This is a genomic window from Gammaproteobacteria bacterium, assembly GCA_040183005.1.
Classification (GTDB): Bacteria; Pseudomonadota; Gammaproteobacteria.
This window is the reverse complement of the sequence record JAMPIW010000002.1, coordinates 257,288-283,208: the sequence shown is the minus strand read 5'-3', so window position 1 is coordinate 283,208 and position 25,921 is coordinate 257,288. Positions and strand designations below refer to the sequence as shown.

At 56.3% G+C, this 25,921-nt stretch carries 22 protein-coding genes and 3 pseudogenes; 14 read left to right on the top strand and 11 right to left on the bottom strand.

Features of this window, described 5'->3' with window-relative positions:
- Positions 1–90: 90 nt before the first annotated feature.
- Entirely contained in the window at positions 91–1,083 is a 993-nt protein-coding gene (gene galE / locus M3A44_02900; GenBank protein ID MEQ6340607.1) for a UDP-glucose 4-epimerase GalE, read from the top strand.
- A gap of 132 nt (positions 1,084–1,215) precedes the next feature.
- Here galE and M3A44_02895 read toward each other — a convergent pair whose 3' ends face one another.
- Positions 1,216–1,491: a cupin domain-containing protein gene (locus M3A44_02895; GenBank protein MEQ6340606.1), complete on the bottom strand. Its 276-nt coding sequence runs from the start codon at positions 1,489–1,491 to the stop codon at positions 1,216–1,218.
- On the bottom strand, positions 1,488–2,360 hold the full coding sequence (locus M3A44_02890; GenBank protein MEQ6340605.1) for an NAD(P)-dependent oxidoreductase: 873 nt from the start codon (positions 2,358–2,360) through the stop codon (positions 1,488–1,490). Before M3A44_02890 ends, M3A44_02895 begins: the two co-directional genes overlap by 4 nt.
- A gap of 129 nt (positions 2,361–2,489) precedes the next feature.
- Between M3A44_02890 and M3A44_02885 the strand changes: the two genes are divergently transcribed.
- Together M3A44_02885 and M3A44_02880 are read left to right on the top strand one after the other, a co-directional pair.
- On the top strand, positions 2,490–2,915 hold the full coding sequence (locus M3A44_02885; protein MEQ6340604.1) for a FixH family protein: 426 nt from the start codon (positions 2,490–2,492) through the stop codon (positions 2,913–2,915).
- A 226-nt stretch (positions 2,916–3,141) separates the two neighbouring features.
- On the top strand, positions 3,142–3,795 hold the full coding sequence (locus M3A44_02880) for a cytochrome c4 (GenBank protein MEQ6340603.1): 654 nt from the start codon (positions 3,142–3,144) through the stop codon (positions 3,793–3,795).
- Between the two features lie 49 nt (positions 3,796–3,844).
- Here the strand turns inward: M3A44_02880 and M3A44_02875 are convergent, their stop codons facing one another.
- Positions 3,845–4,498, bottom strand: coding sequence for a sulfoxide reductase heme-binding subunit YedZ (locus M3A44_02875; GenBank protein ID MEQ6340602.1), 654 nt, complete (start codon positions 4,496–4,498; stop codon positions 3,845–3,847).
- A 13-nt stretch (positions 4,499–4,511) separates the two neighbouring features.
- Positions 4,512–5,462, bottom strand: a complete 951-nt coding sequence (gene msrP / locus M3A44_02870) for a protein-methionine-sulfoxide reductase catalytic subunit MsrP (GenBank protein ID MEQ6340601.1) — start codon at positions 5,460–5,462, stop codon at positions 4,512–4,514.
- Between the two features lie 416 nt (positions 5,463–5,878).
- On the opposite strand from msrP, the gene M3A44_02865 reads away from it, so the two are divergent.
- Entirely contained in the window at positions 5,879–6,994 is a 1,116-nt protein-coding gene (locus tag M3A44_02865; protein ID MEQ6340600.1) for a lactonase family protein, read from the top strand.
- Positions 6,995–7,058: 64 nt separating this feature from the next.
- On the opposite strand, the pseudogene M3A44_02860 reads toward M3A44_02865, so the two are convergent.
- Both M3A44_02860 and M3A44_02855 read right to left on the bottom strand, forming a co-directional pair.
- A pseudogene (locus M3A44_02860) lies at positions 7,059–7,214 on the bottom strand (IS66 family transposase).
- Positions 7,215–7,856: 642 nt separating this feature from the next.
- Positions 7,857–7,975, bottom strand: a pseudogene (locus M3A44_02855) (helix-turn-helix domain-containing protein).
- Positions 7,976–8,338: 363 nt separating this feature from the next.
- Here M3A44_02855 and M3A44_02850 point away from each other — a divergent pair.
- The 3 genes from M3A44_02850 (at position 8,339) to M3A44_02840 (ending at position 13,319) form a co-directional block, all read left to right on the top strand.
- A complete protein-coding gene (locus tag M3A44_02850; protein MEQ6340599.1) occupies positions 8,339–8,875 on the top strand; it encodes a cohesin domain-containing protein in 537 nt (178 codons plus the stop codon).
- A gap of 134 nt (positions 8,876–9,009) precedes the next feature.
- On the top strand, positions 9,010–11,634 hold the full coding sequence (locus M3A44_02845; protein ID MEQ6340598.1) for a dockerin type I domain-containing protein: 2,625 nt from the start codon (positions 9,010–9,012) through the stop codon (positions 11,632–11,634).
- 275 nt (positions 11,635–11,909) lie between these two features.
- Positions 11,910–13,319: a choice-of-anchor J domain-containing protein gene (locus M3A44_02840; protein MEQ6340597.1), complete on the top strand. Its 1,410-nt coding sequence runs from the start codon at positions 11,910–11,912 to the stop codon at positions 13,317–13,319.
- An 85-nt stretch (positions 13,320–13,404) separates the two neighbouring features.
- Here the strand turns inward: M3A44_02840 and M3A44_02835 are convergent.
- A pseudogene (locus tag M3A44_02835) lies at positions 13,405–14,806 on the bottom strand (aspartate ammonia-lyase).
- An 88-nt stretch (positions 14,807–14,894) separates the two neighbouring features.
- On the opposite strand from M3A44_02835, the gene M3A44_02830 reads away from it, so the two are divergent.
- The 3 genes from M3A44_02830 to M3A44_02820 all read left to right on the top strand — a co-directional run bounded on the left by M3A44_02830 (position 14,895) and on the right by M3A44_02820 (position 16,603).
- The gene (locus tag M3A44_02830; protein ID MEQ6340596.1) at positions 14,895–15,164 is read left to right on the top strand and encodes an acylphosphatase; all 270 of its coding nucleotides are present in this window, start codon (positions 14,895–14,897) and stop codon (positions 15,162–15,164) included.
- A 54-nt stretch (positions 15,165–15,218) separates the two neighbouring features.
- A complete protein-coding gene (locus M3A44_02825) occupies positions 15,219–15,914 on the top strand; it encodes a class I SAM-dependent methyltransferase (GenBank protein MEQ6340595.1) in 696 nt (231 codons plus the stop codon).
- An 86-nt stretch (positions 15,915–16,000) separates the two neighbouring features.
- Entirely contained in the window at positions 16,001–16,603 is a 603-nt protein-coding gene (locus M3A44_02820) for a peroxiredoxin (protein ID MEQ6340594.1), read from the top strand.
- Between the two features lie 157 nt (positions 16,604–16,760).
- Here M3A44_02820 and prmC read toward each other — a convergent pair whose 3' ends face one another.
- A complete protein-coding gene (gene prmC, locus M3A44_02815; GenBank protein MEQ6340593.1) occupies positions 16,761–17,627 on the bottom strand; it encodes a peptide chain release factor N(5)-glutamine methyltransferase in 867 nt (288 codons plus the stop codon).
- A 54-nt stretch (positions 17,628–17,681) separates the two neighbouring features.
- Here prmC and M3A44_02810 point away from each other — a divergent pair, with 54 nt between their 5' ends.
- The 4 genes from M3A44_02810 to M3A44_02795 all read left to right on the top strand — a co-directional run bounded on the left by M3A44_02810 (position 17,682) and on the right by M3A44_02795 (position 21,069).
- Entirely contained in the window at positions 17,682–17,990 is a 309-nt protein-coding gene (locus M3A44_02810; protein ID MEQ6340592.1) for a hypothetical protein, read from the top strand.
- Positions 17,991–18,087: 97 nt separating this feature from the next.
- Complete coding sequence (locus tag M3A44_02805; GenBank protein MEQ6340591.1) at positions 18,088–19,341, top strand: OprO/OprP family phosphate-selective porin; 1,254 nt, start codon at positions 18,088–18,090, stop codon at positions 19,339–19,341.
- Between the two features lie 55 nt (positions 19,342–19,396).
- Entirely contained in the window at positions 19,397–20,293 is an 897-nt protein-coding gene (locus M3A44_02800) for a zinc ABC transporter substrate-binding protein (GenBank protein MEQ6340590.1), read from the top strand.
- Positions 20,290–21,069: a metal ABC transporter permease gene (locus M3A44_02795; protein ID MEQ6340589.1), complete on the top strand. Its 780-nt coding sequence runs from the start codon at positions 20,290–20,292 to the stop codon at positions 21,067–21,069. The genes M3A44_02800 and M3A44_02795 overlap by 4 nt, the downstream gene beginning before the upstream one ends.
- Positions 21,070–21,468: 399 nt before the next feature.
- Here the strand turns inward: M3A44_02795 and M3A44_02790 are convergent, their stop codons facing one another.
- The 3 genes from M3A44_02790 to M3A44_02780 are packed head-to-tail and all read right to left on the bottom strand — an operon-like array spanning position 21,469 to position 25,831.
- Positions 21,469–21,774, bottom strand: coding sequence for an Hpt domain-containing protein (locus M3A44_02790; protein MEQ6340588.1), 306 nt, complete (start codon positions 21,772–21,774; stop codon positions 21,469–21,471).
- 24 nt (positions 21,775–21,798) lie between these two features.
- Positions 21,799–24,171 carry a CHASE2 domain-containing protein gene (locus M3A44_02785; protein MEQ6340587.1) on the bottom strand — a complete coding sequence of 791 codons (2,373 nt, stop codon included), beginning with the start codon at positions 24,169–24,171 and terminating at the stop codon, positions 21,799–21,801.
- 7 nt (positions 24,172–24,178) lie between these two features.
- Positions 24,179–25,831 carry a FecR domain-containing protein gene (locus M3A44_02780; GenBank protein MEQ6340586.1) on the bottom strand — a complete coding sequence of 551 codons (1,653 nt, stop codon included), beginning with the start codon at positions 25,829–25,831 and terminating at the stop codon, positions 24,179–24,181.
- Between the last annotated feature and the right edge of the window lie 90 nt (positions 25,832–25,921).

Genomic DNA, 25,921 nt, shown 5'->3' with positions numbered 1-25,921 from the left:
ACTTGCGCAACTTTAAGTGCTAGGGCCAGACCACCAGGGTGCGCAAAACGCACCCTGCCAATCAAACACAAAACAGCAAAGGATCACTACATGACACAAAAAGGCATATTAGTCACCGGCGGCGCGGGTTATATAGGCAGCCACGTGGTGCGCCAACTGGGCGAGGCCGGCGAGCGCGTCATCGTGCTGGACAATCTTTATAGTGGCTTTGCCGATTCAGTGCTGCACGGTGAACTCGTCGTCGGCGATACCGGCGACCACGCACTGGTTTCACACCTGCTGCATGAACATGACATCGACTCCGTGCTCCACTTCGCGGCGCACACCGTCGTGCCCGAATCAGTCAGCAATCCCCTGAAATATTATGGCAACAACACCTGTTGCACGCGCAATCTGCTGCAATGCTGCGCCGAGGCGGGCGTCAAACACTTCATCTTTTCTTCCACCGCCGCCGTATACGGCATCCCGGACGGTCCCCTGGCCGGCGAAGACAGCCCCAATGCGCCTATCAACGCCTACGGCACCTCGAAACTGATGAGCGAATGGATGCTCCGCGACCTCAGCGCCGCAAGCGATCTGCGCCATGTGGTGCTGCGTTACTTCAACGTCGCCGGTTCCGATCCGCAAGGCCGGATCGGCCAGTCCACCCGCGATGCCACCCTGCTGGTCAAAGTCGCCTGCGAAGCCGCCGTGGGCAAGCGCCCCTCAGTCTCAATCTTCGGCACCGATTACCCCACCCCGGATGGCACCGGCGTGCGCGACTATATTCACGTCGAAGACCTCGCCTCCGCCCACATCAGGGCGCTCGACTACCTGCGTAACGGCGGCGCATCCACTACCCTTAACTGCGGCTACGGCCACGGTTACAGCGTGCGCGAAGTGCTCGACGCTGTACAACGTATCCATGGTCAGCCATTGACCATCCACGAGATGTCCCGCCGTGCCGGTGACCCGCCGATGCTCGTGGCCAAAGCGGAGCGCATCCGCGAAGTGCTGGGTTGGCAGCCTCGATATGATGATTTGGATGTGATCGTCAAGACATCGCTGGAATGGGAAAAGAAGCTGCTGCAGCGCGGGGGTTGATCGGTTTTTCAACCCAGATTGTCCCACGGCGAAATAGAGCGTACACCGCCGTTCGTGGTGAGCTTGTCGAACCATGAACGGCCCTTCGACAGGCTCAGGGCGAACGGTTTTGGGGCGTGGGACAATCTGGGTTCAATCAAACGAATAATGCTTTTTCACCGCGCTACGGATTTCCCAGGTGCATGACATGCCGGCAGGGAAGGTGACCAGATCACCCTTGCCCATCGTGACCGGTGCGCCGCCCTCAGGGGTGACTACAACGTCACCTTCCAGAAAATAGCAGGTTTCATTGCAGTCGTAAGTCCAGGGGAAAGTGGAAACTTCTTTGGTCCAGATCGGCCAGAAAAACACTTCCATTTCGCTCAGATGTTCTTGCGAGGGTTTATGTATCACGTCGATGTTGGTCATTTGCCTTCCTCGAATAGGCGCTGCTTGAGGCGGAACAGGGCGGAGATATCCTCGTCGCCATAGCCCGCTTCCATAAGCTGTTGATAATGGATTAGTGTCATCTCGACCACGGGCAGTTTGGCGTGCAGGTCTGCAGCCATTTGTTTGCAGATCGCCAAGTCCTTGGCGTGCAATGCCACTCTAAAGCCCGGCGCGAAACTTCCCTGTGTCATGCTTGGTCCGCGCCGGGAGAGAAACCAGTTGGCCGCCGCGCCGCCACCCACCGCTTCGATGACCTTTTCCAGAGGGAGTTCCAGGGCCTGGGCGAAGGCGAGTGCTTCAGTCACCGCCTGGTTGATGCCCGCTGCCATGACCTGATTAACTGCTTTGGTGGATTGCCCGCTGCCGGTGGGACCCATATATACGATGCGTTGCGCGATAGCTTCAAGCACGGGACGCACCCGTTCCAATAGCGCGGCGTCGCCGCCTACCATCATCGACAATGTGCCGTTCCTTGCGCCTTCCACGCCACCCGTCACTGGCGCATCAAGAAAGTGCGCGCCGACTTGTGCAAGCTGTTGTGCTGCACGGCGCGCGGTAGCGGCGCTGACGGTGGAGGTGTCCACCACAACATTGCCGACCGAAAGCCCTAGCGCCAGAGCGGCGATGACCTCCAGCAGATCCGCGTCGGCGGAGACGCAGGTGAATATCAGGTCGCAGCGCGAGGCGAGATCGGACGGGCTGTCCGCGACTGGTATGCCGGTCTGGACTGCCAGCTCTAGCGCCTTGGCCTGTGTGCGGTTCCACACGGTGGTGAGATGTCCTGCTTTGTGCAGGTTGATGGCTATGGGCATGCCCATCGCGCCGAGCCCGATTACACCGGTTTTCACTTTTGTGGCTTCCTGCATTGACTTGGCATTATTGTAGCGGTGAGGCGCAGGTTTGTAATGATGATTCACAATTCTTGTCATTGATGGTATTTTGAAAGTATCGCTATTGGTCGCCAAGGGGATACCATATTGAACTCGAAGCGCGTACTCTCTTTATCACTCATTTTTATTGCATGGATTCAGACGGGGTGTACCGGCGGGGAGCAGTCCGGCTCGCAGGCCAAATCGCAGCAGGCGGGTAATTTTTTTCTGTCGGTGAACACCAATCCCATGCCGCCGGAAGTGGGCAGTAGTGCGGAGGTGATCGCTACCGTGAAGCAGGATGGCCAGCCCGCGAAAAATTGCCGGGTACGCTTCCGGCAGTACATGCCTGGCATGGAGATGAGTAGCGACAAGACCTATTTCGACATGGTGCAAGACGGCTCCACGGGCGTTTATCGGGCACGCGGCGGTGAGTTTTCAATGGGCGGGGAGTGGGTCGTCGAGCTTGCGTTCGACTGTAACGGCAAGTCTCAGGCGGTCAAATTCCCTTACCATTTGGAGTGGCCGCAATAAAAACCATGAACTTGTCGGGTTTATGATCCGCAGTCACACTGATTTTTTGGCAATCACGTACTGCCCCAAAGGGGTGTCGAGCAGATAAGATTCGCAATGCGGATTGACGGAAGAAATAGGGCTTGCTATAACAAGTAATCAATTCACCTGTCTTTTGGCGGTAACGGGGCAGGGATTGTTTACGGGGTGAGGGCGTCATAATTCTAAAATACTAAGGGTTAACTGTATGGCGATAATGAATAAAGTGGGTGGGTTGTTTGCGTTGTTTTCTCTGGCGTTTTTTGCGCAGGGCGCATGGGCTGCGGGTGTGCCTATCGGCGATCCTGTTGCCGGTCAGGAAAAGTCGGCGGTATGCCAGGGCTGTCACGGGGGCACGGGAAATAGCGAGAGCGCCGAGTTTCCTCGGCTCGCTGGCCAGTATGCCGGTTATATTGTAAAGCAAATCAAGGATTTCAAGTCTGGCGTGCGAGCCAATAACGAGACCATGGCGGGGATGGCGGCCACTGTCGAGACTGTCCAGGATATGAAGGACATCGCCAGCTATTTCTCGCAGCAGGCGATGGTGAAAGAGCCTCTTGCCAAGGTTAACAAGAAGCTAGCCGAGAAGGGCGAGGATATCTTCAAGAACGGCAGGCCTGAAAAAGACCTCTATGCCTGCATCAACTGCCACGGTGAGCGTGGCAAAGGCAAGGCGCCTACTGTTTCCGTTTTCCCGGTGATTGGTGGTCAGCATCGTGACTATATCATCAAGGAGCTGAAGGACTTGCAGAGTGGCCTGCGCGCCAATGATCCCGGCGCAATGATGTCCGAGATCGCCAAGAAGCTCAGTGCGGACGAGGTTGAGGCGGTGGCGGAATACCTGTCGCAGCAATTGCCTTAAACAAGACGATAGCGTGATAGCGTAAAAAGGCGGGCTTAGGCCCGCCTTTTTATTTTGCGGGTCTGATCGTGGAGGGGTGAATAGAGGGGCGGACTACATCCGGGAGTAATGCTTGGCGTTGCTTAACCCAAAGCCGGTAGCCTAATAGCACGGCCAGGATTGCCGCATAGATGAGCGGTTCCCGCAGATCGGCTTTGACCAGCCACAGGTAATGAATTACCCCGCCAATGGCGATGGCATACACGGATTTGTGTAGCTGCTGCCAGCGTCTGCCGCCCAGCCGTTTCATCATTGCATTGGTGGAAGTGGCCGCCAGCGGAATGAGCAGAAGAAAGCTGGCAAAGCCCACGGTGACATATTTGTGCTTAATCACATCCTTGATGATCTCATTCACGTCGAACGATTGGTCGATCCCGAGGTAAATGATGAAGTGCAGGCAGGCATAGAAAAAAGCGAACAGGCCCAGCATGCGACGTAGCCGCATCAGCCAGTTCCAGCCAAACAGCCGCCGCGCCGGAGTGATGGCGAGCGTGATCAGTAGAAAGCGTAGCGTCCAGTCGCCGGTGCGGCGGATGACCTTCTCGATGGGGTTGGCGCCCAGATGGTTGTTCAGGGCATCCCACGCCAGCAGTACCAGTGGTATCAGGCACATTAGAAAGATGGCGGGTTTGATAACCCGCTGGACCCATTCGGTTTTCGTCATGTGCGGGTGAGTTCTAAAAGTATTTATTCAAATCCATGTGCGCATACAAGTGCGCAACTTGCTCAGCATAGCCGTTGAACATCAGCGTTTTGCGTTTGAAGAGTTCGCCGATGCGGCGTTCGCGTGATTGGCTCCAGCGCGGATGATCGACTTCGGGATTGACGTTGGCATAGAAGCCGTATTCGGCGGGGCCGGCCGCCATCCAGGCGGTAATCGGTGGTTTTTCCAGGAAACGGATTTTGACGATGGACTTGATGTTCTTGAAGCCGTATTTCCAGGGGACTACCAGGCGCAACGGCGCGCCGTTCTGGTTGGGTAGGGTTTCCCCGTAAAGCCCCACTGCCAGCATCGTCAAGGGGTGCATGGCCTCGTCGATGCGTAGGCCCTCGACATAGGGCCACTTCAGGACGGCGCGACGCTGGCCGGGCATCTGCGCCGGGTCGTGCAAGGTTGTGAATTCCACGTATTTGGCCTTTGATGTGGGTTCAAAGCGCTTGATGATGTCCACCAGAGGTATGCCCACCCACGGGATTACCATCGACCAGGCCTCGACACAGCGCAGCCGGTAGATGCGTTCTTCCAGTGTATGGGGTTTGATGAAATCCTCCAGCTGGTAAACCGCAGGTTTGTTGACCTCTCCCTCCACTGTGACTGTCCATGGCTTGGCGCGAAAATTTTTCGCCATGAGGGCGGGTTGCTCTTTTTCTGTGCCGAACTCATAAAAGTTGTTGTAGCTCGTGACATCTTCATAAGGTGTCAGCTCCTCGCTGGTGCTAAAGGGACCTTTGCGCAGTCCCGCCAGCTTTGTCCCTGCGTGCGCTTTGTCGGGTGTCAGTAATGTTGGCAGCAATGCCGCTGCTGCTGTCGCGCCGACTGCGTTGCGTATAAATTCTCGCCGTGTCAGGTAACTCTTATGGTCCAAAATTTCGGAGGATCGAATCTCGCTGGGTTTTTTTATTAGCATGGCGGTGTCTCATGTGCGGTGGGTGGCGGCGTAATTGTAGACAACGATGTCATTTGCCGGTTCGGTCGCTATGCCTGAAGGATAGCACTGCTTTATCACGGTCCAATCAACCTTAAAACCTCTTTTTCTCCACGAAATTCACGAAATAAAACAAAAACATGGATTGCTTCAGCAATTCACCGGATGGGTGGCAAGTAACACGCGATATGTATTTGAATATTTTCGTGTTTTTTCGTGACTTTCGTGGATAACTGAGTTTTTTAGGATCAAGGATTTTTGGTGCATGGGCTTGTAAGGTAGGCCGGATTATGGTAATTAAAGACCAACGATATAAGTCGGGAATTCCTGTGATGGGCAGGGTATCGGTAATTTTCGTCGTGCTCTGAAGGCACGCTTGGTCTGGGAGGACTTTTAAGATGCGGTTTCAAACGAAAATTGCCGTGATGCTTTTCTTTCCATCGGTGATGCTGCTGGGCGCTGCGCCGGTCTTTTCCGGCGAGGGCGCGGCCAGGGAAAGTAGGTCTGAGTTCGTTTACACGGCAAATCAGATTTCCCACAATGTGTCAGCCTACAAGATCGATCCTGCCAGCGGGGCGTTAAAAGAAGTGGCGGGGTCGCCGTTTGCGTCGGGCAAGTTTCCCATTTCGGTGACCGTTGATCCCTCGGGTCATTTTGCCTACGTGGTGAATCAGGGTTCCAGCAGCGTTTCGACATACAAAATCGACACTGAAACAGGCGCGCTGAAAGAGATTGCCGGTTCGCCATGCAAGGTGGGTGTGCATCCGCTTGCGGTTACTATTGATCCCTCCGGGAAATTCGCCTATGTCACGGCGCGTGATTCCAGCAGCGTTTCCGCCTTTAAAGTTAATGCCAGCACCGGGGCGCTGGCGCCCATAGGGCATTCTGCCGCGACACAGGGGAATCCTCTGTCGGTAACTATTGATCCGAAAGGCAGATTTGCCTATGTGGCAAATTATGATTCGAACACAGTCTCCGCTTATAAAATTGATCCCAAGACCGGAGGTCTGACCGTTGCAGGGTCGCCGGCGGCGTCAGATGTTCATCCCATTTTCGCCACGGTCGACCCCGCCGGCAAGTTTGTTTACGTCACAAATTATGGTTCTACGACGATATCGGCGTATGTGATTGATGCGGCGACCGGGGAGTTGACGCCGGTGGCGGGGTCGCCCTTCAAAACGGGGCCGCGACCCTACTCGGTGAGCATTGACCCGGTGGATCATTTCGCCTACGTGGTGAGCTGGAGTGGCAACAACATTACCGCCCACGCTATCGACCCCAGGACGGGCGCGCTGTCCCTTGGCGTCGGCTCCCCCGTAGCTACGGAGTGGTTTCCCTATGCGGTTTCAGTTGAGCCTTCGGGACGTTTTGTCTACGTAGCCAATAATGGCGATAATGATGTGTCGGCTTATTCCATTAACCCCAAGACAGGCGCGCTGACGTTGGTGGCGGGTTCGCCGTTTGTATCAGGGAAGGGACCTTATTCCTTGACTACTGTGGCGGTGTCTCATTGAGCTTATTAAAAAGCGGTTAGCCACAGAAGAAATCACAGAGATGAAAATACTTCGGTAATGGTAACTATTCAGCACCTTCCTTCATCCCATCCAGCTTTTCTTGAATGAAATCTGGCCATTTGTCGCGGAATAGTCGCTCAAGCGCCTCACCCACGCCAACGCCATGTTTGCGACAGGTCGACAGATAGGAGCGTATGCGGCAGAAAACCTGAGCGCCAGCTCCTTCACCAGACGTTCCTGATGGGTGCGGAACATGCGTTCAGATCGCCCCCGCGCTTCCGGCGAATACGCCGCGATCTGCTCGATGCCTAACTGCTTGAGGGCACGACCAACCTGGGTCAGATTCACCTTATCAACCTTTCCTCCCGTCGCCGGGGTGGTCCAATAATGGCTGCCCCAATCACTATAAAACGAGCAAAACAGGCCGTTCTGCTCAATCACTTCACGCACCCCCCGAAAACTCGAGGCGGTGCCTTCCTGCTCGACAAAAAACATCGAGTAGTGCACGTTGGTGGCATCATCCATCGTCACGATCAAATCCCAGTACACCCCTGGTACCCACTGATGGGTGCTGCCGTCCTGATGAATCATCATGCCCGGCAGGGCGCGCCGGGCGCGCTGTTTGCGGTGTTTGCCTTTGCCCTGCCCGCGTTTTACAGCGCCTTCTTTTTGCAAGGCACTCTTCACCCAAGTGTAACTGCGCTTACCGCCACCTTGTTGATAGCGCTCATGAAAGTGCCGCGTATTCCAGCCGCTATACCGTGTGGTATACAGGGTGGTCAACGCAATGACTTCGTCTACCGGTGCCCGTCGGTGGGAGACTTGCCCTAAACGATAGTCAATCAAGCCCTCCACGCCGTCGCCCTCAAAGCGCTGCACATAACGCCGAAAGGTGCGGTCACACACGCCGAGTATCTCTGCCGCTTCGCGCTGGCTTAAGCGCTTCTCTGTCCAGCCTTTATACGCCTCTTCAAATCGCATCTTACGTAGTTCCTGCATGAATTCTGCCCGGTTCATAGTCTGCCCCCCCGTGGAAGGCCACTATAAAACCGGACAGATCATGTGCTACAACTCAGGACAGTTTACTTGCTCGCTACATACACTGTTATGTTATTGACAGGATCAATAAATTGTGATTCTATGTCCCCTTGAGTGCTGAGGAAACTTTTTGAATTGCGTGGGAGGTCGTTGCTGCGCTTCGAGAAAGGAAAATGCACCCGATGAATAAACCCACTATTTTACTCGTTTACTTATGTTGTGTGGTTTCTTAAACAAAAATGATAGGGAGGGGAGGGAAGACAACGTCGAAGATTAAAAAGTCACCAACAACGCAAGGAGCATGCAATGAAAAAATCATTTGTACTCGCCACGTGTCTGTTATGTTCTGCCGTCGCAAATGCCGCTTCAGTTGATTTTAATCCGACACCCAAAATAGTGAACGTCGGGGATTCGTTCTCGATTGACCTGGAAGGCCACAGTTTTGTTGACGTGCTTGACGGTGGTGGGATAAATCTGGATTTTAACCCGGCCATCATTCATGTGACGGGAGTGACAATCAATCCGCTGTGGGAATTCTCGCCAAGCCCAGGAACAATCGACAATGTGGGAGGCCATGTCTCGAATATCCAGTTCAATAGCTTTGCCAGTAATCCAAAAGGCGACTTTCCCATCGGCAGTATTCAGCTTTCTGCGGTTGGAATGGGCGCCAGTCCTTTAATTCTGCGCGAAGACGTTACTAATCCTTTTGCCTCAGGTGGATCACTCGTCTCTGTGACGCTAAACCCTGGCATGGTGCAAGCAGTGCCTGAGATTTCAGAGGCCTGGATGATGCTTGTCGGTCTCGGTATTTTCGGTTTCGCACGTAAAATGCGGTGGGTGTGACCATTGGGCTATTTCACTGCAGAACGAGAGGCCAACCTGGTGGCGGTCACGGTGATATAGCCTTTTCAATTTAATCCCGCGCCCTTGCGTGTGGGGGCGCGTTTCTCGAAGTATCCATGCTTGGGAGGAACACCATGACTGGCTTCGGAACAAAAATTAGAAAATTCTGCGTGTTGCTGTTGCTTGGTGGGGGACTAATAACCCCTCTCCTTTCTTTCGGGGCCGATGTGCTTGGCACCAAAAAAGCGATGGTGCTACGAGTTTACTTCCACGACTACGCGGCGACATCACGTTACTCACAAGCGCAAGTTCAATCATTCTTCGACACCGATCTCAATCTTCTCTGGCAGCACACTTCCTATACCAAAATCAACATATCCTCCGTTGTTTCGAACCTGATTCAGTTGCCGGACAATCGAAGCGCCTATATCGATGATTTCGTTGATGGGGATCTTTCAAACGGCACCAAATTCGGCAAGGTTCTTGACGATGCCATCGCCAACGCTCCCGCTGGACTGGACTGGACCAATGTGGATGAAGTGATGGTCGTGATGGCGGAGACCAATCCCGCACAGTTTCACCGTGGGCAGGCGACCAAGTGCAATCTGAATATGGGTCCTGGCGGGCCAGTAAAGTATGTGGGCTGTGCTATCTTCAGCGAAAACCCGAGTGATAGTGACAGGGCAGTCTGGGGGCGCTGGGCGCATGAGATGGGACATGCCTTCCAGCAAGCCGGGCCTGCGCATCCAAGCAACTACAACAATGCATTTGAGTTGATGGATGCTAATTATCCCGGTCAGACAGGACCATTTGAGAAGCAGACTACCCAGGGTTTTCCAGGTTGGCTACCACCCTCAAAATACCAGACGATTTCTTGTGCCAAAGGGGGAGAGATCGCCAACCTTTGGGCCATGGAGTATGACCCGACCGGCAAACCCAACATACAGGCATTTAAAGTACAGCTCACGGGTTCCTTCTACTATATGATGAGCGTACGCCGCCGTGTGCTGGGTGATGAACTCAATGCCTTTTTCACGCCCAATGGCATTCCCGACGAAGGCGTGATAATTGAGCGCGTCAATGAAGGCGCTAACCCGGTGGTGCAAGTAATCGGCCGCAACCAGACGCCAGGCTGCACAGGAAGTTGTAATCGTAATGCGCTGTGGCACGGTGGTGATACTTTTAGCGGCGATGGCATCACAGTTGCCATAAAGAAAATAGACGATGACAACTACACCGTCACGGCGCGCTGCAATGATCAAGCGCTACAGCCCGACATCATGCTCAATCCCTGGACCTCTCCACCGGGCAATACCTGGGAAACAACGGATATCTGGGTCGACAGCCCCGTCAACGGCTACGGCACCTACCGTTATGGCATGTGGTCGGATCTTGCTGGCGGCACTGTCCCGGTGGGGAATGGTGATGACCCTGCGGTCGGCCAGGTCAATCGGCTTTACGCCCGTGTTCGGAATGTCGGCACTCAGGCGGCGACTAACGTGGTGGTCAACTGGGAGATTACTGACCCACCCGGACTCGGCATCGCCGGAGCGAGTGGTTGGGCGCCCATTGGCAGCGTCAGCTCAGCGCAGTTTCCTGCGCTCGCCTCCATTCCAGCCGGGGGCACCGTCGACGTCTATGTGGAATGGACGCCAAACTTCGCGTTGACCCCTGCGCAAATCGCAGCGGGCACTTTTGCCTTCCATACCTGTGTGCGGGTGAAGATGCCCGCCGTGGCAGGAGAGCTGGTGCTAGGCAACCAGGATGGTGATCGCGAACAAGAGAACATATCTTACTTCCAGGCACCGTCAACTGGCCCGGGTGTGCCGAAGTTCAAGGATGTCATTCGTTTGCACAATGATGATTTTGTGCAGAAAAAAACCTTCTATCTTACCTATAAGACAGACGTCCCGGATGACTGGAAGGTGGACTTGAATGGCGGCAAGAAAACCATTGAGCTGGCACCTGCCCAGGTTGTCGACCTGCCTATCATTATTCGGTCCGGCGCTACGCCTCAGCCAGTCGGCAAGCGCTTCTTCACCGACGTGTCCGCATCGTACTTAAATATGCTGGTGAATAACATGAATCCGAAGGATGTTCATCCCGAGTACAAACCCCTCGGTGGTGTGCAGGTGGATTCGCGTGTGCTTAATCGCACGCGGTTACGGTGCACCGGTGACAAGAATAGCAACGGGTTGATTACCTTCGCAGGCACGCTGGAGGGTATTGGTGATTATTATCCCACTGGCCAGGGACTGTTTGTTCAGGTGGTTGGAATCGATGGCAAGCGGCAGATTCTTCCGGTTAGCATCACGGTATTTGTAGGACGTGATGGCAGATTCAGCGGCGAACTCCGCGACCCGAAGTTGCAGGCCCAACAATTCAGCTGTCTGTTTGCAGGGACGGACAAACTGATGACTGCATCGAGTGGGTTCACGCCGTTCGGGGCGCAGGCGGACAGCGACGTCGACGGGGTGCCTGACTATGCCGATAATTGCTTAAAGATTCCTAACCCGGACCAGCTCGACAGCGACGGTGACGGATATGGCAACATCTGCGATGGCGACCTGAACAATGACAACATGACCAACTCGCTCGATCTGGGGCTGTTTAAGCGGGCCTTCGGGCCGACCTCAACTGCCAATGATGACCTTAAGGATGCCGCTGATTTCAATGGCGACCGCAGGGTAAATTCCCTCGACCTGGGTACGTTCAAGAAGTTGTTCGGTCTACCGCCGGGTCCGTCGGGGTTGAATTGACCCGCAATGTTCTCTCACTGAGAACCACACCTTAACCGGAGAAACCGGCCGATCATATGATCGGCCCGGTTAATGCATGAAAATCCATAAGCCCAAGGGTCAGGCCATTTCTTTAATGCTTGACGAGCAATTTTGATAAGGAGCGCGGATCTTTGTTTTACGGCGGCGAGATGAATTGTTAGGGAATGGAAAAGATGGGTATCTTATTTTGATATGACCCTCTGATATCGGTGGGTTGATACTTTTGGGATACAGTTGTATTTCAGGGAGGCTTTATGAGGAAGGTAGTGATTCTCGCCGCGCTGTTCTTGTTCGCAGCACCCGCTTTTGCCTTAACGGACCTCGATGGTGACGGCATCCCTGATATCCGCGACAACTGTCGCGTCGTAGTAAACACCGATCAGCGTGATACTGATCAGGACGGTTTGGGCAACCTCTGTGATGCCGACCTCAACAACGACGGACTAACCAATTCGCTCGACCTCGGGCTCTTCAAAAAGGCCTTTGGCAGTGTGATAGGAGATCCAAACTATAACCCGAACGCCGATTTGAATGGCGATGGACGTATCAACTCCTTGGATCTCGGCATATTCAAGTCGTTATATGGACACCCACCGGGGCCGGGTCCGGCGCCGCTGTATACCACCGATTATGAGAACGCGGATCTCGATGTAGATTGGTCGACCGACAATGGGGTATGGGAGATCGGAGATCCGGACGACACCGCTCCTACGCAATGCCACAGCGGAGCACGCTGCGCCGGTACGGTTCTCAATGGCAATTATCCGGAAGACACGCAGAGTCGGCTGATCAGCCGCTCGCTCCAGTTACCCGCGCTGGAATCGGGCGAAGAATTGCAGTTACGTTTCTGGCACTGGTTCTCCTTCGATAATACCGACGCAGGGTATGTGCAGATTTCCGTGGAGACCTCACCCGGTGTATGGGGCGCTTGGACTTCGCTGACCAGTTACACGCTGAGTTCCGGGGTATGGACACGCGCCTCAGTGGATTTGTCGGCGTATGCGGGCAATAAGGTGCGCCTCGGCTTTTGGCTGAGGCAGAGCCGCGATGGATTCGGCAACGGTGGTGTGGGTCCGGGCTGGTATGTGGATGATGTAGCGGTTGAGATTGCAAAGCCATTGCCCAAGGCGTTGCCTTATGCGGACGGCTTCGAGAGCGGCCTGGGTGACTGGTCGGCGGACAACGGTATGTGGGAGGTCGGTGCCCCGACTGCGGGACCGGCAGCGTGTCACAGCGGCACACAATGTGCCGGCACCGTCCTGAATGGCAATTATCCGGAAGACACCCAAGGTCGGCTCGTGAGTCCTTCACTGCGGTTACCCGCTTTGGGTGCGGACGAGGAGTTGCGACTGCGCTTTTGGCATTGGTTCTCCTTCGATAATACCGATGCAGGGTATGTGCAGATTTCCGTGGAGACCTCTTCCGGCGTATGGGGAGCTTGGACGACGCTGGCCAGTTACACGCTGACTTCCGGGGTATGGACGAACGCCTCGGTGGACTTGTCGGCGTATGCGGCCAAGAAGGTGCGCCTCGGCTTTTTGCTGGGACAGAGCCGCGATGGATTAGGCAATGGTGGTGTGGGTCCGGGCTGGTACGTGGATGATGTGACGGTCAATGTGGTGTCGACGCTATCGCTATCGGGTGCGCGTAAATCGAAGCAATAGGGAGGGCGAGCAATGTTGAAATATTTCGGTAATGTAGTACCCCATCATCTCTAGTGTTTTCTGTAGCTTGCATCATCTGCCGGCGTTATTCTATCTTTCCCTCCTGCGCTGCCTTTAACACCAGTGCATCGAATTCTTCCGCTGTCATGAGATTTTGTTCGGATACGATGTCGCGCACTTGGCGGCCGGTCTTTTCCGAGGTTTTGGCGACCTCGGCGGCGGCGGCGTAGCCGATGCGGGTGTTGAGCAGGGTGGCGAGGCCGACGCTGTTGTGCAGGAATTCCTTGCAGCGCTCGCGGTCCACGCGCAGGCCTTTGAGGTTGAGTTCGGTGGCGGCGTTGATGGCGTTGGTCAGCCAGTCCATGGCATCGAACAGTGCCGAGCCCAGTGCTGGCATCATCACGTTCAACTCCAGTTGTCCGGCCTGGGTCATGGCGGCGATGGCGGCATCCTGGCCCAGCACCTGATAGCACACCTGATTAAGCATTTCGAACATCACCGGATTCACCTTGCCCGGCATGATGCTGGAGCCGGGCTGTACCGGAGGCAGCAGTATTTCGCCCAAGCCGGTGCGCGGGCCGGAGGCCAGCAGACGCATGTCGTTGGCGATGCGGATCAGTTCCAGGGTGAGGTCGCGGATCGCCGATGACAGGGTTTGCAGGTCGTGCATGGATTGCATCTGCGCCACCAGGTCGTTCGCCGCGCGGATCGGCTCGCCGGTCAAGCGCGCAAGTTCCGCCGCCACGTTGACTGCATAATCTGGCGCGGTATTAAGCCCCGTTCCCACTGCGCTGCCACCCAAGCCGGTTTCGCACAGAGGTTGACGGGCCTGCTCCAGACGCTGGCAGCAGCGGCGCAACGTCCAGGCATAGGCGTTGAATTCACGCCCCATTGTGGTGGGCACGGCGTCCTGCAGGTGGGTGCGCCCGCTCTTAACGGTGTCGGCCTCATTGGCGCCGATGCGCGCGTACTCGTCTGCCATCGTCCGTACGGCGGCAAGCAGGCGCGGCAGTTTGGTCAGCGCGGCGAGGCGGATCGCGGTGGGGATGGTGTCATTGGTGCTTTGGCCCATGTTGACATGATCGTTGGGGTTGACCGGCGTGTACGCGCCGCGCACGCCACCCAGCGCCACATTGGCAAGATTGGCGATGACCTCGTTGCTGTTCATGTTGTGGCTGGTGCCTGCGCCGGCCTGAAAACGATCCACCACGAACTGGTCAAGGTATTCGCCGCCAAGGATCTTGTCGCATGCCGTGGTGATGGCGGAGGCCAGGGTATCGTCCAGCCACCCCACTTGCTGGTTGGCGGCGGCGGCGGCGCGCTTGATGCGCACATGGGCGGCAACGAAGTCGCGGTCCGGCCCGCGACCGCTGATGGGGAAAATTGGCAACGGCACGGGCCGTCTGGATGCCATACCATGCATCGGCGGGCACGGCCAGTTCGCCCAGGCTGTCTTTTTCAGTGCGGCAGGTGGTATCGTTGGTCATGGATTCTCCTTGATATTTTGTTTGTCACAGAGGGCGTAGAGCTGTCTGTGAATTATAGCGTTACTTGGTGTGAGATGGGCTTTTCCATATGACGGTTTGTGTGAGTTGTCTGGTATCAGGACGGGTACAGGGTGTCGCCTTCCGCGCTGCTGCGCGCAGGCATGCCTTGGCGTTGGGCGTCACCGGCTGGGCGCGAAACTTGTCCGATGGGCGTGTTGAAGTGTTGGCCTGTGGGGAAGCGGAGCAGGTGGAAAAGTTGCGCGGCTGGCTATGGAACGGCCCACCGCTGGCGCATGTCATAGATGTAGTGTGTACACCCACCGAGGTGCCGGACATCATAGGATTTGAGATCGAATAAGGCCGACAGGCCATAAATATTAGACCATTGCGCATTCTTAACCGTGAGAAATTTATGTCAGAAATGCTGGAACGTACCCAGGCCATGCTCGCAAAACATCACCGCCACGGTGAAAATTTTGCCCAGTTGATGAAGGATACCTTCGCGGGCCGTTTCAATGAGGAATTCTGGGTGGCGTGGGGGAAGTGGATTGAGCCGGTGCTGTCTACGCCGCCCGTGGTGCTCGATCTTGGCAGTGGTCCGGGACTCTTCCTGCGAGCGCTTGCCCAGCGCTATCCGGGGGCGCGTGCCATCGGGGTGGAGTGTGCGCCCTATATGCTGGAGGCGATGGGGGAGTTGCCCCCGGGTTGCGAGGTGATCCCCGCCGATCTGCATGATCCACACTTGCCGTTGGCTGACAACTCCATAGACGCCGCCATCGCTTCGGTGGTGTTGCACGAACTCAGCCAGCCGGTGCGCGTGCTGCGCGAGGTGCGGCGCTGCCTCAAGCAGGGTGGCCGTTTTTATGTGCTTGATTGGGTGCGCTCGCCACTGGATTTTTACGTCCGCAACGAGACATCGGAGCAGAAGGTGTTCGATCCCGCCACGCCGCTGGACGAACTGGAGGATATCTTCACCCACTTTATCGAGCACAACCGCTTTTCCCGCGATGACCTGGCTTATCTGCTGGAGCGCAGCGGTTTTTCGGTGCTGGACAATACGCCGCTCAGGGAAGGGCAGTTTGCGCGGCTGGTGGCGGAGAAAAAATGACGGCCATTCTTCCTTGAATATTTGATACACTTCACCCACAATTGGACTTATTCTATTTCTATTATTAAAACGTAAGGAGGCACACAATGGCCGTTTTAGTTGGCAAACCCGCGCCGGATTTCACTGTAACCGCAGTGATGGGCAACAATGAGATCAACGAAAGCTTTAACCTGCTTTCGCATATCAAGGGCAAACACGCCGTACTTTTTTTCTATCCCCTTGATTTTACTTTCGTGTGCCCCTCGGAGATCCTGGCTTTTGATCACCGCTACCAGGATTTCAAGGATCGTAATACCGAAGTCATCTCAGTTAGCGTGGACTCCCAGTTCACCCATCTGGCATGGAAAAACACCCCGGTCAACAATGGTGGTCTGGGGCAGGTGAAGTTTCCCATGGTGGCGGATCTTACCAAGTCTATCGCCCGTGATTACGATGTCCTGATCAATGATGCGGTGGCGTTGCGCGGTACCTTTCTCATTGACCGTGACGGCATCGTGCGTCACCAGGTAGTTAACGACCTGCCCCTGGGGCGGAACGTGGATGAGGCCATCCGCATGGTGGATGCCCTGCAATTCTTCGAACAGCATGGGGAAGTCTGCCCGGCTGGCTGGCAGAAAGGTAAGCCCGGTATGAAGGCGAGCACGGCAGGGGTTGCCGAGTATCTGGCTGCTCACGCTGCAGAGCTTTAATGTCAAAGCTGTAAGTTTAATGTTGTTAAAGATAAGGCGTTGAGTTGCTACGCGTCGTGCATGGATGCACAAGTGCCGCGAGAGGCAGGATGCCGGAAGCGGCCAACGCTTGGTGGGTTACGCAAAAAAACGCTAACCCACCCTATATTTCTGGCGTCTAATCCGCCTTACCTTTCAGTCCACATGTCACCCGGTCTAGCCCTGCCACATCCTGATGGCCTTGTACTTGCCGATATCCCAGATTCAGCAGCAGTTGCATCACCTCCGCGCCCTGATCAAACCCATGCTCTAGCAGTAGCCAACCGTCGGGGGCGAGGTTTTGGCGCGCCTGATCGGCGATAAGCCGAATATCGTCCAACCCCTCCGGGCCAGAGGCCAAGGCAGTGAGGGGTTCGAAGCGGATTTCGCTGGTGTTCAGTCGAGTGTCGGTGCTGGCGACATAAGGCGGATTTGACACTATCAGATTAAAAATTTCTTCCTTGAGCGGTTCCAGCCAGTTGCCTTCACGGAATTCCACGTTGCGAATGCTATGTGTCACAGCATTACGGCGCGCCACTTCCAGGGCGGTTGTGGAACGGTCAGTGGCGATGACCCGGCAGGTGGGGAGCTCGCTGGCGATAGCCAGCGCGATGGCGCCCGAACCGGTGCCGAGATCGGCGATGCGCCATGTGGCATTGGGGGGGGTGTGTTGCAGGGCGAGTTCGACCAGCAGCTCCGTTTCCGGGCGGGGGATGAGTGTGGCGGGTGTTACCTGCAGCTCCAGCGACCAGAACTCGCGGCGACCGGTGAGATAGGCTACGGGCTCGCCTGCGGCGCGGCGTTCGATCAGTGCATTGAAACGCGCCTGTTGCTCGGGTTGGAGTTGCCGGTCGGGCCAGGCATGGAGATGGCTGCGGTTACGTTTCAGCGTGAAAGCGAGCAGGGTTTCGGCGTCGAGCCGGGCTGTGTCGTGCAAGGCAACAAGGTGCAGGGTGGCCTGATTCAGTGCCTCGGCGATGGTCATGGGTTTGCTTGTCATGGTCATGGAATATGTTTATATTGTACCGTGTTGTATCTGACTCTGGTTTAATCCATCCGAATGATCCTAGTGCTGCGTTCCATTTTGCTCGCCAAGCACGGCGCCATGTTCCTGGCGCTGGCGTTGCTGTTTGCGCAATTTGGTTTGATCGCGCACGAGATCGATCATCAGTTTCACAAGCCCAGCACAGCCTGCGAGATGTGTCTTACGGCGCATCATCTGGGCAGCACGCCGGTCGTCAAGAGTACGCCTCTGGTGGTGTCGCGCGTGGCAGACAATATTGTTTTGCCAGCGAATGCCGCTATACCGGCTCAACGCTTCGTTGCCAATTTCTCCGCTCGCGCCCCGCCCCAATCTCTCCACGCCTGAAAAACAACCGAATCGCCAATACCCTTTAGAGCGGGTTGGTATGTGTTTTTGCCGTGTGTGCGCTGCGCTGCGGTGTATTTATCGTGTGGAGAAAATAATGATCAAGAAACAATTTGCCGTCATCGGCATGGCGGCTGTCCTGTCTCAGCCAGTTATTGCCCAGGAAGAAACGCAGCAAAGAACCCCGCCCGAAGCCAAGTCGGGAACAGGTGACGAGATGCGCCGGCCGTGGCAAACGCAGCGGCCCATCGTCACCAGCAATGCCTTCAATCCCGCAGTCAGCCTGCTGCTATATGGCACGTACAGCCGTTTCACCAAAAGCTACCAGGAAGACATTCATGGCTTTGTCCCGGCCGGTGACGCCCATGGGGCGACTAGGGAGGGCTTGTCGCTTCAAGGGAGTGAGCTGGTCTTGTCGAGCAATGTGGATGACAAATTCTACGGTTCGTTGATCCTTAAGCTGGAAGATGGCAAGGCCCAGGTCGAGGAGGCCTTTTTTCAGACGCTCGGTTTGCCTCAGGGTTTGACAGTCAAGGGTGGACGTTTCCTGTCGGGTATCGGTTATCTCAACGAGCAACATCCGCACTTCTGGGATTTCGTTGATATTGCCCTGCCGTATCGCGCCATGCTCGGTGGGAATTACGGTGATGACGGCGTGCAGTTGCGCTGGGTTGCGCCTGCGCCGCTGTTCGTGGAGTTTGGAGCCGAGGCGTTGCGTGGCGAGAACTTTCCCGCTGCGGGTGCGGCGAAGCGTGGGATCGGTGCGCGCAGCGCCTTTGTCAATCTCGGTGATGATGTCGGCCTTAGCCATAGCTGGCGCGCGGGCGTGGCGCGACTGGAGGCCGACGCGCAGGGGCGCACGTTTGAGGACCATGCTCACAATGAGTACAGCTTTACCGGCAAAGCGCCTCTGAACGTCGCTAATTTTGTCTGGAAGTGGGCGCCGCTGCGTAATCCCGCCGTGACCAATTTCAAGTTTCAGGCGGAATATCTCCAGCGTGACGAGAGCGGCGCCTATACTTTCGGTTCGCCCGCGCAAGATGTGCGTTATGGGGCCAAACAGTCGGGGTGGTATGCCCAGGCGGTTTATCAGTTCATGCCGCGCTGGCGGGTAGGGGCGCGCTATGACGAGCTCAAGGGCGGCATGCCGCCTGTAGAGCTGGCAGGTACGCTTCTCGACCCCGAAGGCCACAAGCCGCAGCGCGCCAGCGTGATGCTCGATTTCTCCAACAGCGCGTTTAGCCGCTTGCGTGTGCAGTTCAGCCATAATCAGACTGCGCCCAAGGATGCCAACGAGATTTATCTGCAATACATCATGAGCCTGGGTGCGCACGGCGCACACAAGTTTTAAGGAGTAGAGTAGGGTGCGTGTGACGCGCCCTACGATTTTTTTGGGGATGGCTGTCATGAAAAAAGGTTTTTTGCACATATTGGGGGTCTCGTTGCTGCTTTTCAGCATCCCTGCATCGGCGGCATTGCGGGTGTTTGCCTGCGAGCCGGAGTGGGGAGCGCTGGCTACCGAGCTTGGCGGCCCGGCGGTGAGTGTTTATACGGCAACAACGGGCCTGCAAGACCCGCACCTTATCGAGGCCCGGCCCAGCCTCATCGCCCAAATGCGCAAGGCAGACCTGGTGGTGTGCACTGGTGGCGACCTGGAGCAAGGGTGGTTGCCGTTGCTGCTCCAGCAGGGAGGTAATAGCCGGGTGCAGCCCGGTGGACCGGGCTATTTCGAGGCGGCCGCCTTTGTTACCTTACTGGAAGTGCCAGGCAGGCTGGACAGGGCGGAGGGTGATGTTCATGCGATGGGTAATCCCCACCTCCATCTCGATCCACGCAATATCGCATTGGTTGCCGCAGGGCTGGCAAAGCGGCTGGCGCAGATTGATGGCGCGAATGCAGCTCAGTATCAGGCGCGTCACGACGACTTCGCCAAACGCTGGACGCAGGCTATGCGGCGCTGGGAACAGCAGGGCGCGCCGCTCAGGGGCATCCCTATCGTTACGCAGCACAAGAGCTGGAGTTACCTTAGCCTGTGGCTGGGGTTGCGGGAGATTGCCACGCTCGAAGCCAAGCCGGGCATACCGCCGAGCAGCGCCTATTTGTCGCAAGTGCTGGCGCAGTTGAGGCAGAAACCGGCGAAAATGGTGATCCGCGCCGCCTACCAGGACTCCCGTCCCTCGCTCTGGCTGGCGGAGCGGGCCAACATCCCGGCGGTGGAGTTGCCCTTCACAGTGGGTGGTTCGGAGCAGGCCAAGGATCTGTTCGGGTTGTTCGATGACACGCTGGTCCGTTTGCTCAAATGAACCTGATGAGCCTCGATTGGAGTATCCTCGGCCCGGCGCTGCTCGCCGGGCTGCTGGTGCTCGCCACCCACGTGCCACTGGGCAGCCAGGTGTTGGCGCGCGGCATCGTCTTTATCGATCTGGCGATTGCCCAGCTTGCCGGGTTGGGTGTGATCGCCGCGCACGCCCTGGGCTGGGGCGAAGAGCAAGGGTGGCAGACACAGGTCGTGGCAGTGGGCGCAGCGCTGCTTGGTGCGTTGCTCCTCACCTGGAGTGAAAAACGCTGGCCGCAGATGCAGGAGGCACTGATCGGTGTGCTATTCGTGCTGGCGGCGACGGGCGGGATTTTGCTGATGAGTAGTGATCCACATGGCGGCGAGCACCTCAAGGATTTGCTGGTGGGGCAGATTCTTTGGGTGACGTTGCCCGATCTCATCCCAATTGCGGTGCTGTATGCCGCGGTATTGGCTGCATGGTTTGGCCTGCGCAGTCGTCTTGGCGGCTTGGGTTTTTATGCCTTGTTCGCCGTTACCGTCACCGCGTCCGTGCAACTGGTTGGCGTGTACCTGGTATTCGCCAGCCTGATCATTCCGGCGTTGGCGACGCGCGGCTGCGGCCGTGAATCCTCACGTCTGGCGCTGGCGTATGCCTTGGGAATTGTTGGTTACGCCGTGGGACTGGCGTTGTCGGCACTGTTCGACTTGCCCTCGGGCGCGGTAGTGGTATGGTCGTTGGCGGTATTGGGTATGCTGGTGGCGTGGCGGGTTTCGGTGAGCGGCAGGCGTTTGTTCCGTTAAACTAAAAAACTTAAGTTATCCACGAAAGTCACGAAAAAACACGAAAATATTCAAATACGTATCGCTATCTTACTTGCCACCCATCCGGTGAATTGCTGAAGCAATCCATATTTTTGTTTTATTTCGTGACAACGTGTTTTTCGTGGACAAAAAGAGGTTTTAAGGTTAAACCCGGATTGTCCATTAGCCCCAAAATTGTGCACTTAAAGTAGGTTGGGTCAAGCGAAGCGGACCCAACATTGCCTGAAGCAATGATTTTGTTGGGTCCGGAGCGTGCGCTCCTTGACCCAACCTACACATTGAGCCTGTCGAGGAGCCGTTCATGGTTCGACAAGCTCACCACGAACGGCAGTGTGAGTCCTATTTCGCCTAATGAACAATCTGGGTTAAATATTCTGGTTAATCGAACACCACATCAAGCCGCCGCAGATAATCGGCCAATTCAGTGGTCAGCTTGCTGATGGTTGCAGCGTCCCCTTGTGGTGCGGCCTGCTCTAGCCCATCCCCGATTTCGCTGATGAAATCGAAACCATAGCCCGCACCCGTGCCTCTGATGTTATGGCCGATGGCGCGGATTGGCTCATAATCCCCACGCTTCAATGCTTCCATAATGGTGCCGATATCCCGCCGTCTGTTGGCAAGATAGTTCGCTGCCAGATCCTTGAGGGAGGCGTCTATATGCACCGTGATCTTGGGATTATCCATGTGGCATATCTTGCGTGTTTCAAATCACTTGCGCAACGGTAATAATGCCGCAACGAGTGCATTTTTCAGGGCTTCGCGCTTGATGGGTTTGGTCAGGCAGTCATCAAAGCCGGCCTGGAGCAGCTTGTCGCGCATGGCCTCGCCGGCATGCGCGGTAAGCGCCAGAACAGGTTTTGTGTAGCCCCGCTGGCGTAGCACTTGTATGGCTTCCAGGCCATTCATGATTGGCATTTCCATGTCCATCAGCACGATATCCGGTTGTTCCGCAAGCGCGATGTCCACTGCAATCTGGCCATTTTCCGCAAACATGGAAGAGAGACCCATGTTGTCGAAGTAGTTTTTGAAAAGGGCGCGGGCGTCCTCGGAATCGTCGGCCAGTAACACGCGACCGCTCAGCTTCTCTGAGGGTTTGGGTTGGTGCGTAATCTCGCCGGGCAGTTCCGCCTGTGGCGCGGGGATGCGCAAATAAAATGTCGAGCCTTTGCTCAGCGTGGATTCAACCGATATGGTGCCCGCCATCAGATGCGCCAGATTGCGGCTGATGGTGAGGCCTAGCCCGGTGCCGCCATGTGTGCTGGCCACGGAAGTGTCGGACTGTTGAAAGGCCTCGAAGATCTTGTCCAACGCGGCCTGAGGTATGCCCGGCCCGGTGTCCTCCACGGCAATCTCCAACCATCCATTTTCCCACCTGGCTTTGATCTGGATGTGTCCCTGAGCGGTGAATTTGAGGGCGTTACCAACCAGATTAATGAGGATCTGCCGCAGGCGGAAGCCGTCGATCGACAGCCCCTGCGGCAGGTTGGTGTCATACACCGCATTGAGCTTCAGTCCTTTGGCGGCGGCCAGCTTGTCCAGCGTGTCGACTACACCGTCAATCATGCCGCGTATGGCTATCGGACGCACGTCGAGCTCCATTTGTCCGGCCTCGATCTTGGCCTGGTCGAGCAGGTTATTGATCAGCCGCAGCAGGTGCTCGCTGTTTTGGTCGATGGTCTTGACGGTCTTGCCTGAGGCTGCAGAGAGTGACGGATCCTCGCCAAGCAGCCGGTTGAAGCCGAGAATAGCGGTGAGTGGCGTGCGCAATTCGTGCGTGATGTGCGACAGAAACCGGCTCTTGAGCTGGTTGGCCTCTTCCGCCGCCAGTTTTTCATAATACAAGCGCTGCCGTTCGTCGTAGAGTATTTTCAGGCGTGACAGCACCAGCGCGAGATAAAGTATGAAACTGTTGATCAGCGCGAACAGCAACATGCTCTGCTGCTTGTAGAGCGCCAGCAGGCCGAGACTGAACAGATAGATTGCCGCCATGCTCGCAGCGGCCAACAGTGTCATCGACAGGGCGGATTGAAAACGGCGATGCCAGGCGAGCAGCGGGAAAGCGATGCCGATAGCGATTAACAGCAGGTTCCAGCCGAGGCGCGGTGGACGCAGCGCCAGGTCTTGCGCCAGATTTTGATAGGTCAACGCCAGGATGTGCAGGCCGGGCGTCATGCCCTGCGGTGTTGAGAGATGATCGCCGAGAATTGCCGTGGTACTGCCGATGAAAATCGTCTTGCTGCGCACTTCGTTCGGGTCGATCTCCTCGCCCGGCATGCCCATGGCGGCAAACACCAGCTTGTGAAACGGCATCACCCTGAAATAGTTGCGATTTTTGGGCTGCTGCAAAATGATTTCACCCTTGCTGGTGACGGGCCAGGAATGCTGCCCGACACGCAGTTTTCCTTCATCAGGCAGGTAGCTCACGGGGGGGTAAGGCTGGTGGGCGAATAAGGCTGCTAGCGCCATGTTGGGCAAATATTTGCTGTAGGTTTCGTTAAACAGCGGAACGCGGCGCAGGATGCCGTCTTCAGGGTCGGGGATGAGGTTGATGACGCCGAATTTTACCGTTGGATCGGGCGGAGTGAATACCGGCCGTGGCAGTGTGATGTCGTCCCAATGGGTGGTGGGCACGGGGCTGGCGAGCGGCCAGGCCAGCGACGCCAGTTGTTTTTGATAGGCATCATCCCGTCGGGATGTGTAGGGCAGTGCCACGCCGGGCAGCAATACATTGCCGGCGCGCTGGATGGCGCGCGCGAATTGTTCGTCGCCCTCGCGCTGCTCGGAAAACAGGATGTCGTAAACGACGGTTTTGGCGCCGAGGTCTTTCAGGTAGAGCGTCACCAGGTCATAGATGTCGCGCTGGTAGGGCCACGCACCGAACTCGGGGGTGAGCCGCACCATCGACTCCTCGTTCACGTCGACGATCAGCGTGTCGGTGAAGTGAAACTCTTTGGCGACCAGTGGTTGCTGGGTGTTCTCCGCCAGCCACAGGTCGATCTGCCGGTACGATATCGTCTGCGCGAGGAGCGCCGTGATCAGCAGTGCGGCGCAGACCGCGAGCAGTAGGCGTACCCCAGTCATAGTACCTTTATGGCACTAGAGGAAACAGCAGTACCGGAATGATCAGCCACCACGGGATGTTGCGCGGTACCTGAATCTGCTGAGTTGCGCTGAAAGGTCCGGCAAAACCGTCAGGGTCGATCGCCTTGATACGCATGAAATAATCCCCTGCACCAGGCTTGGGCAGAGTGATGTGCGGCTTGGTCAGCGTCTGGTCGGTATGGATGTCTTTGAAATCCTTATCGCGCGCCATTTGAAATTGATATTTTTGGCCTTCCTCTCCCGCCGACCATTGGAATTCCATCTGCGTGTCGCTGATCTTGGGCGCCGACGCTACAGGCGCCGCCGGGATCGGTTTGAGGGTAAAAAGCTGTGTATCGCTGAATGGACCCTCGTCACCGGGAATGCGGCTGGAGATGCGCCAGTAATATTCGCCCGGTGCCAGAGTGGCGGTATATTGCACGTCTTTCACATCGGCAATGTCAGTGGCGAGCTTGGCAAATGCTACATCGCTGGCGATTTGCAAATGATAGCTTTCGGCCTGTGTCGAACGCGTCCATTCAAATCCGGCCTTGTCGCCATACAGCTTGCCCTTGTTCGTGGGGGCGCTGACAAAAGGCGGTTCGGGTCGTGCCTTGAGCTTGAAAGCCTTGTCCGTATTCATGCCTTCCAGCCCCTGCGCATCAATAGCGCGCACGCGCAGCATGTAATTGCCATCAGGCAGATCCGCCCACTTGGCTTCGTTGCCCTGGAACGTGCCATCCAGCAGCAGGTTCTGGAGCGCCGGATCGGCGAACACCTGGGCGCGATAAGATGTCGCACCCTCCATCGCTGCCCACTTGAAACGCAATGGCACCCGTTGCAGCAATGTCGATACGCCCGATAAATCCGGACCTTGCAACAGCACCTTGGGAGGTATCGGCGCTTTACCTGCTTCGGCCATCGTGCCGAAACCGGCAGGGACGGACAGTTGCGTGCCCACCGCTTCTGCGGTTACTTCGCCCTCCAGTACCTCGCTACGGGACACCTTGGCATCTTCATCCACGCTGATACGGAAATTCGTGCCGCGCACACCGACGGCTATAGTCGGTGTGATGACTTCATAGCGCGCCGCCGGGCCTTTCAGCGGGGTAGCCTGTGTTTCAACCTGGCCGCTGTTCAGGCGGCTACGGGTATTGATGATGCCGGATTTGCCATAGGCCGTCATGGCTTCCAGTGTCAGATGGCTTTTTTCCAGTAGCATCAGGCGCGAACCGTCGGTAAATCGCAAGGTGAGATTGCTGCCTTCGCCGGTGTGGATCTGGTCGCCCATGTTCAAGGTGCGGCCCGCTTCGAGGGCAAAGGGTGCCCCGCCCTGTGCCGGAATCGCTTCGGCATTACCCTGGACACGGATAACCTCGGCTTGCAAGGGTTCACGTTTTAGCAGCCCTATGGGAATGCGCATCTGCGAACCTGGCGGGATTTGCCGGTCATTTTTAATTTTATTGGCGGCTTTTATTTTTTGCCAATCTTTGGGATTGGCGAGATAGTTTTTTGAAACGCCGATCAGCGTATCGCCGGGTTGGACGGTGTAACCCCAGTCGGTGATGTCTGCCTGGGCGGTTGTTGCCAGTAGCACGCCTAGTAACAGCCAGAAGCGGGAGCCGCGCTTGTCATGAGAAAATAGGGCTATTTTCAACATTTGTCAGTGCTCATAAGTAGGTCGCCAATGTGTCTGGCGGTATTGGCGAAGATTCTACATGAAAACTGCCGTACTTGATGACATGCATCG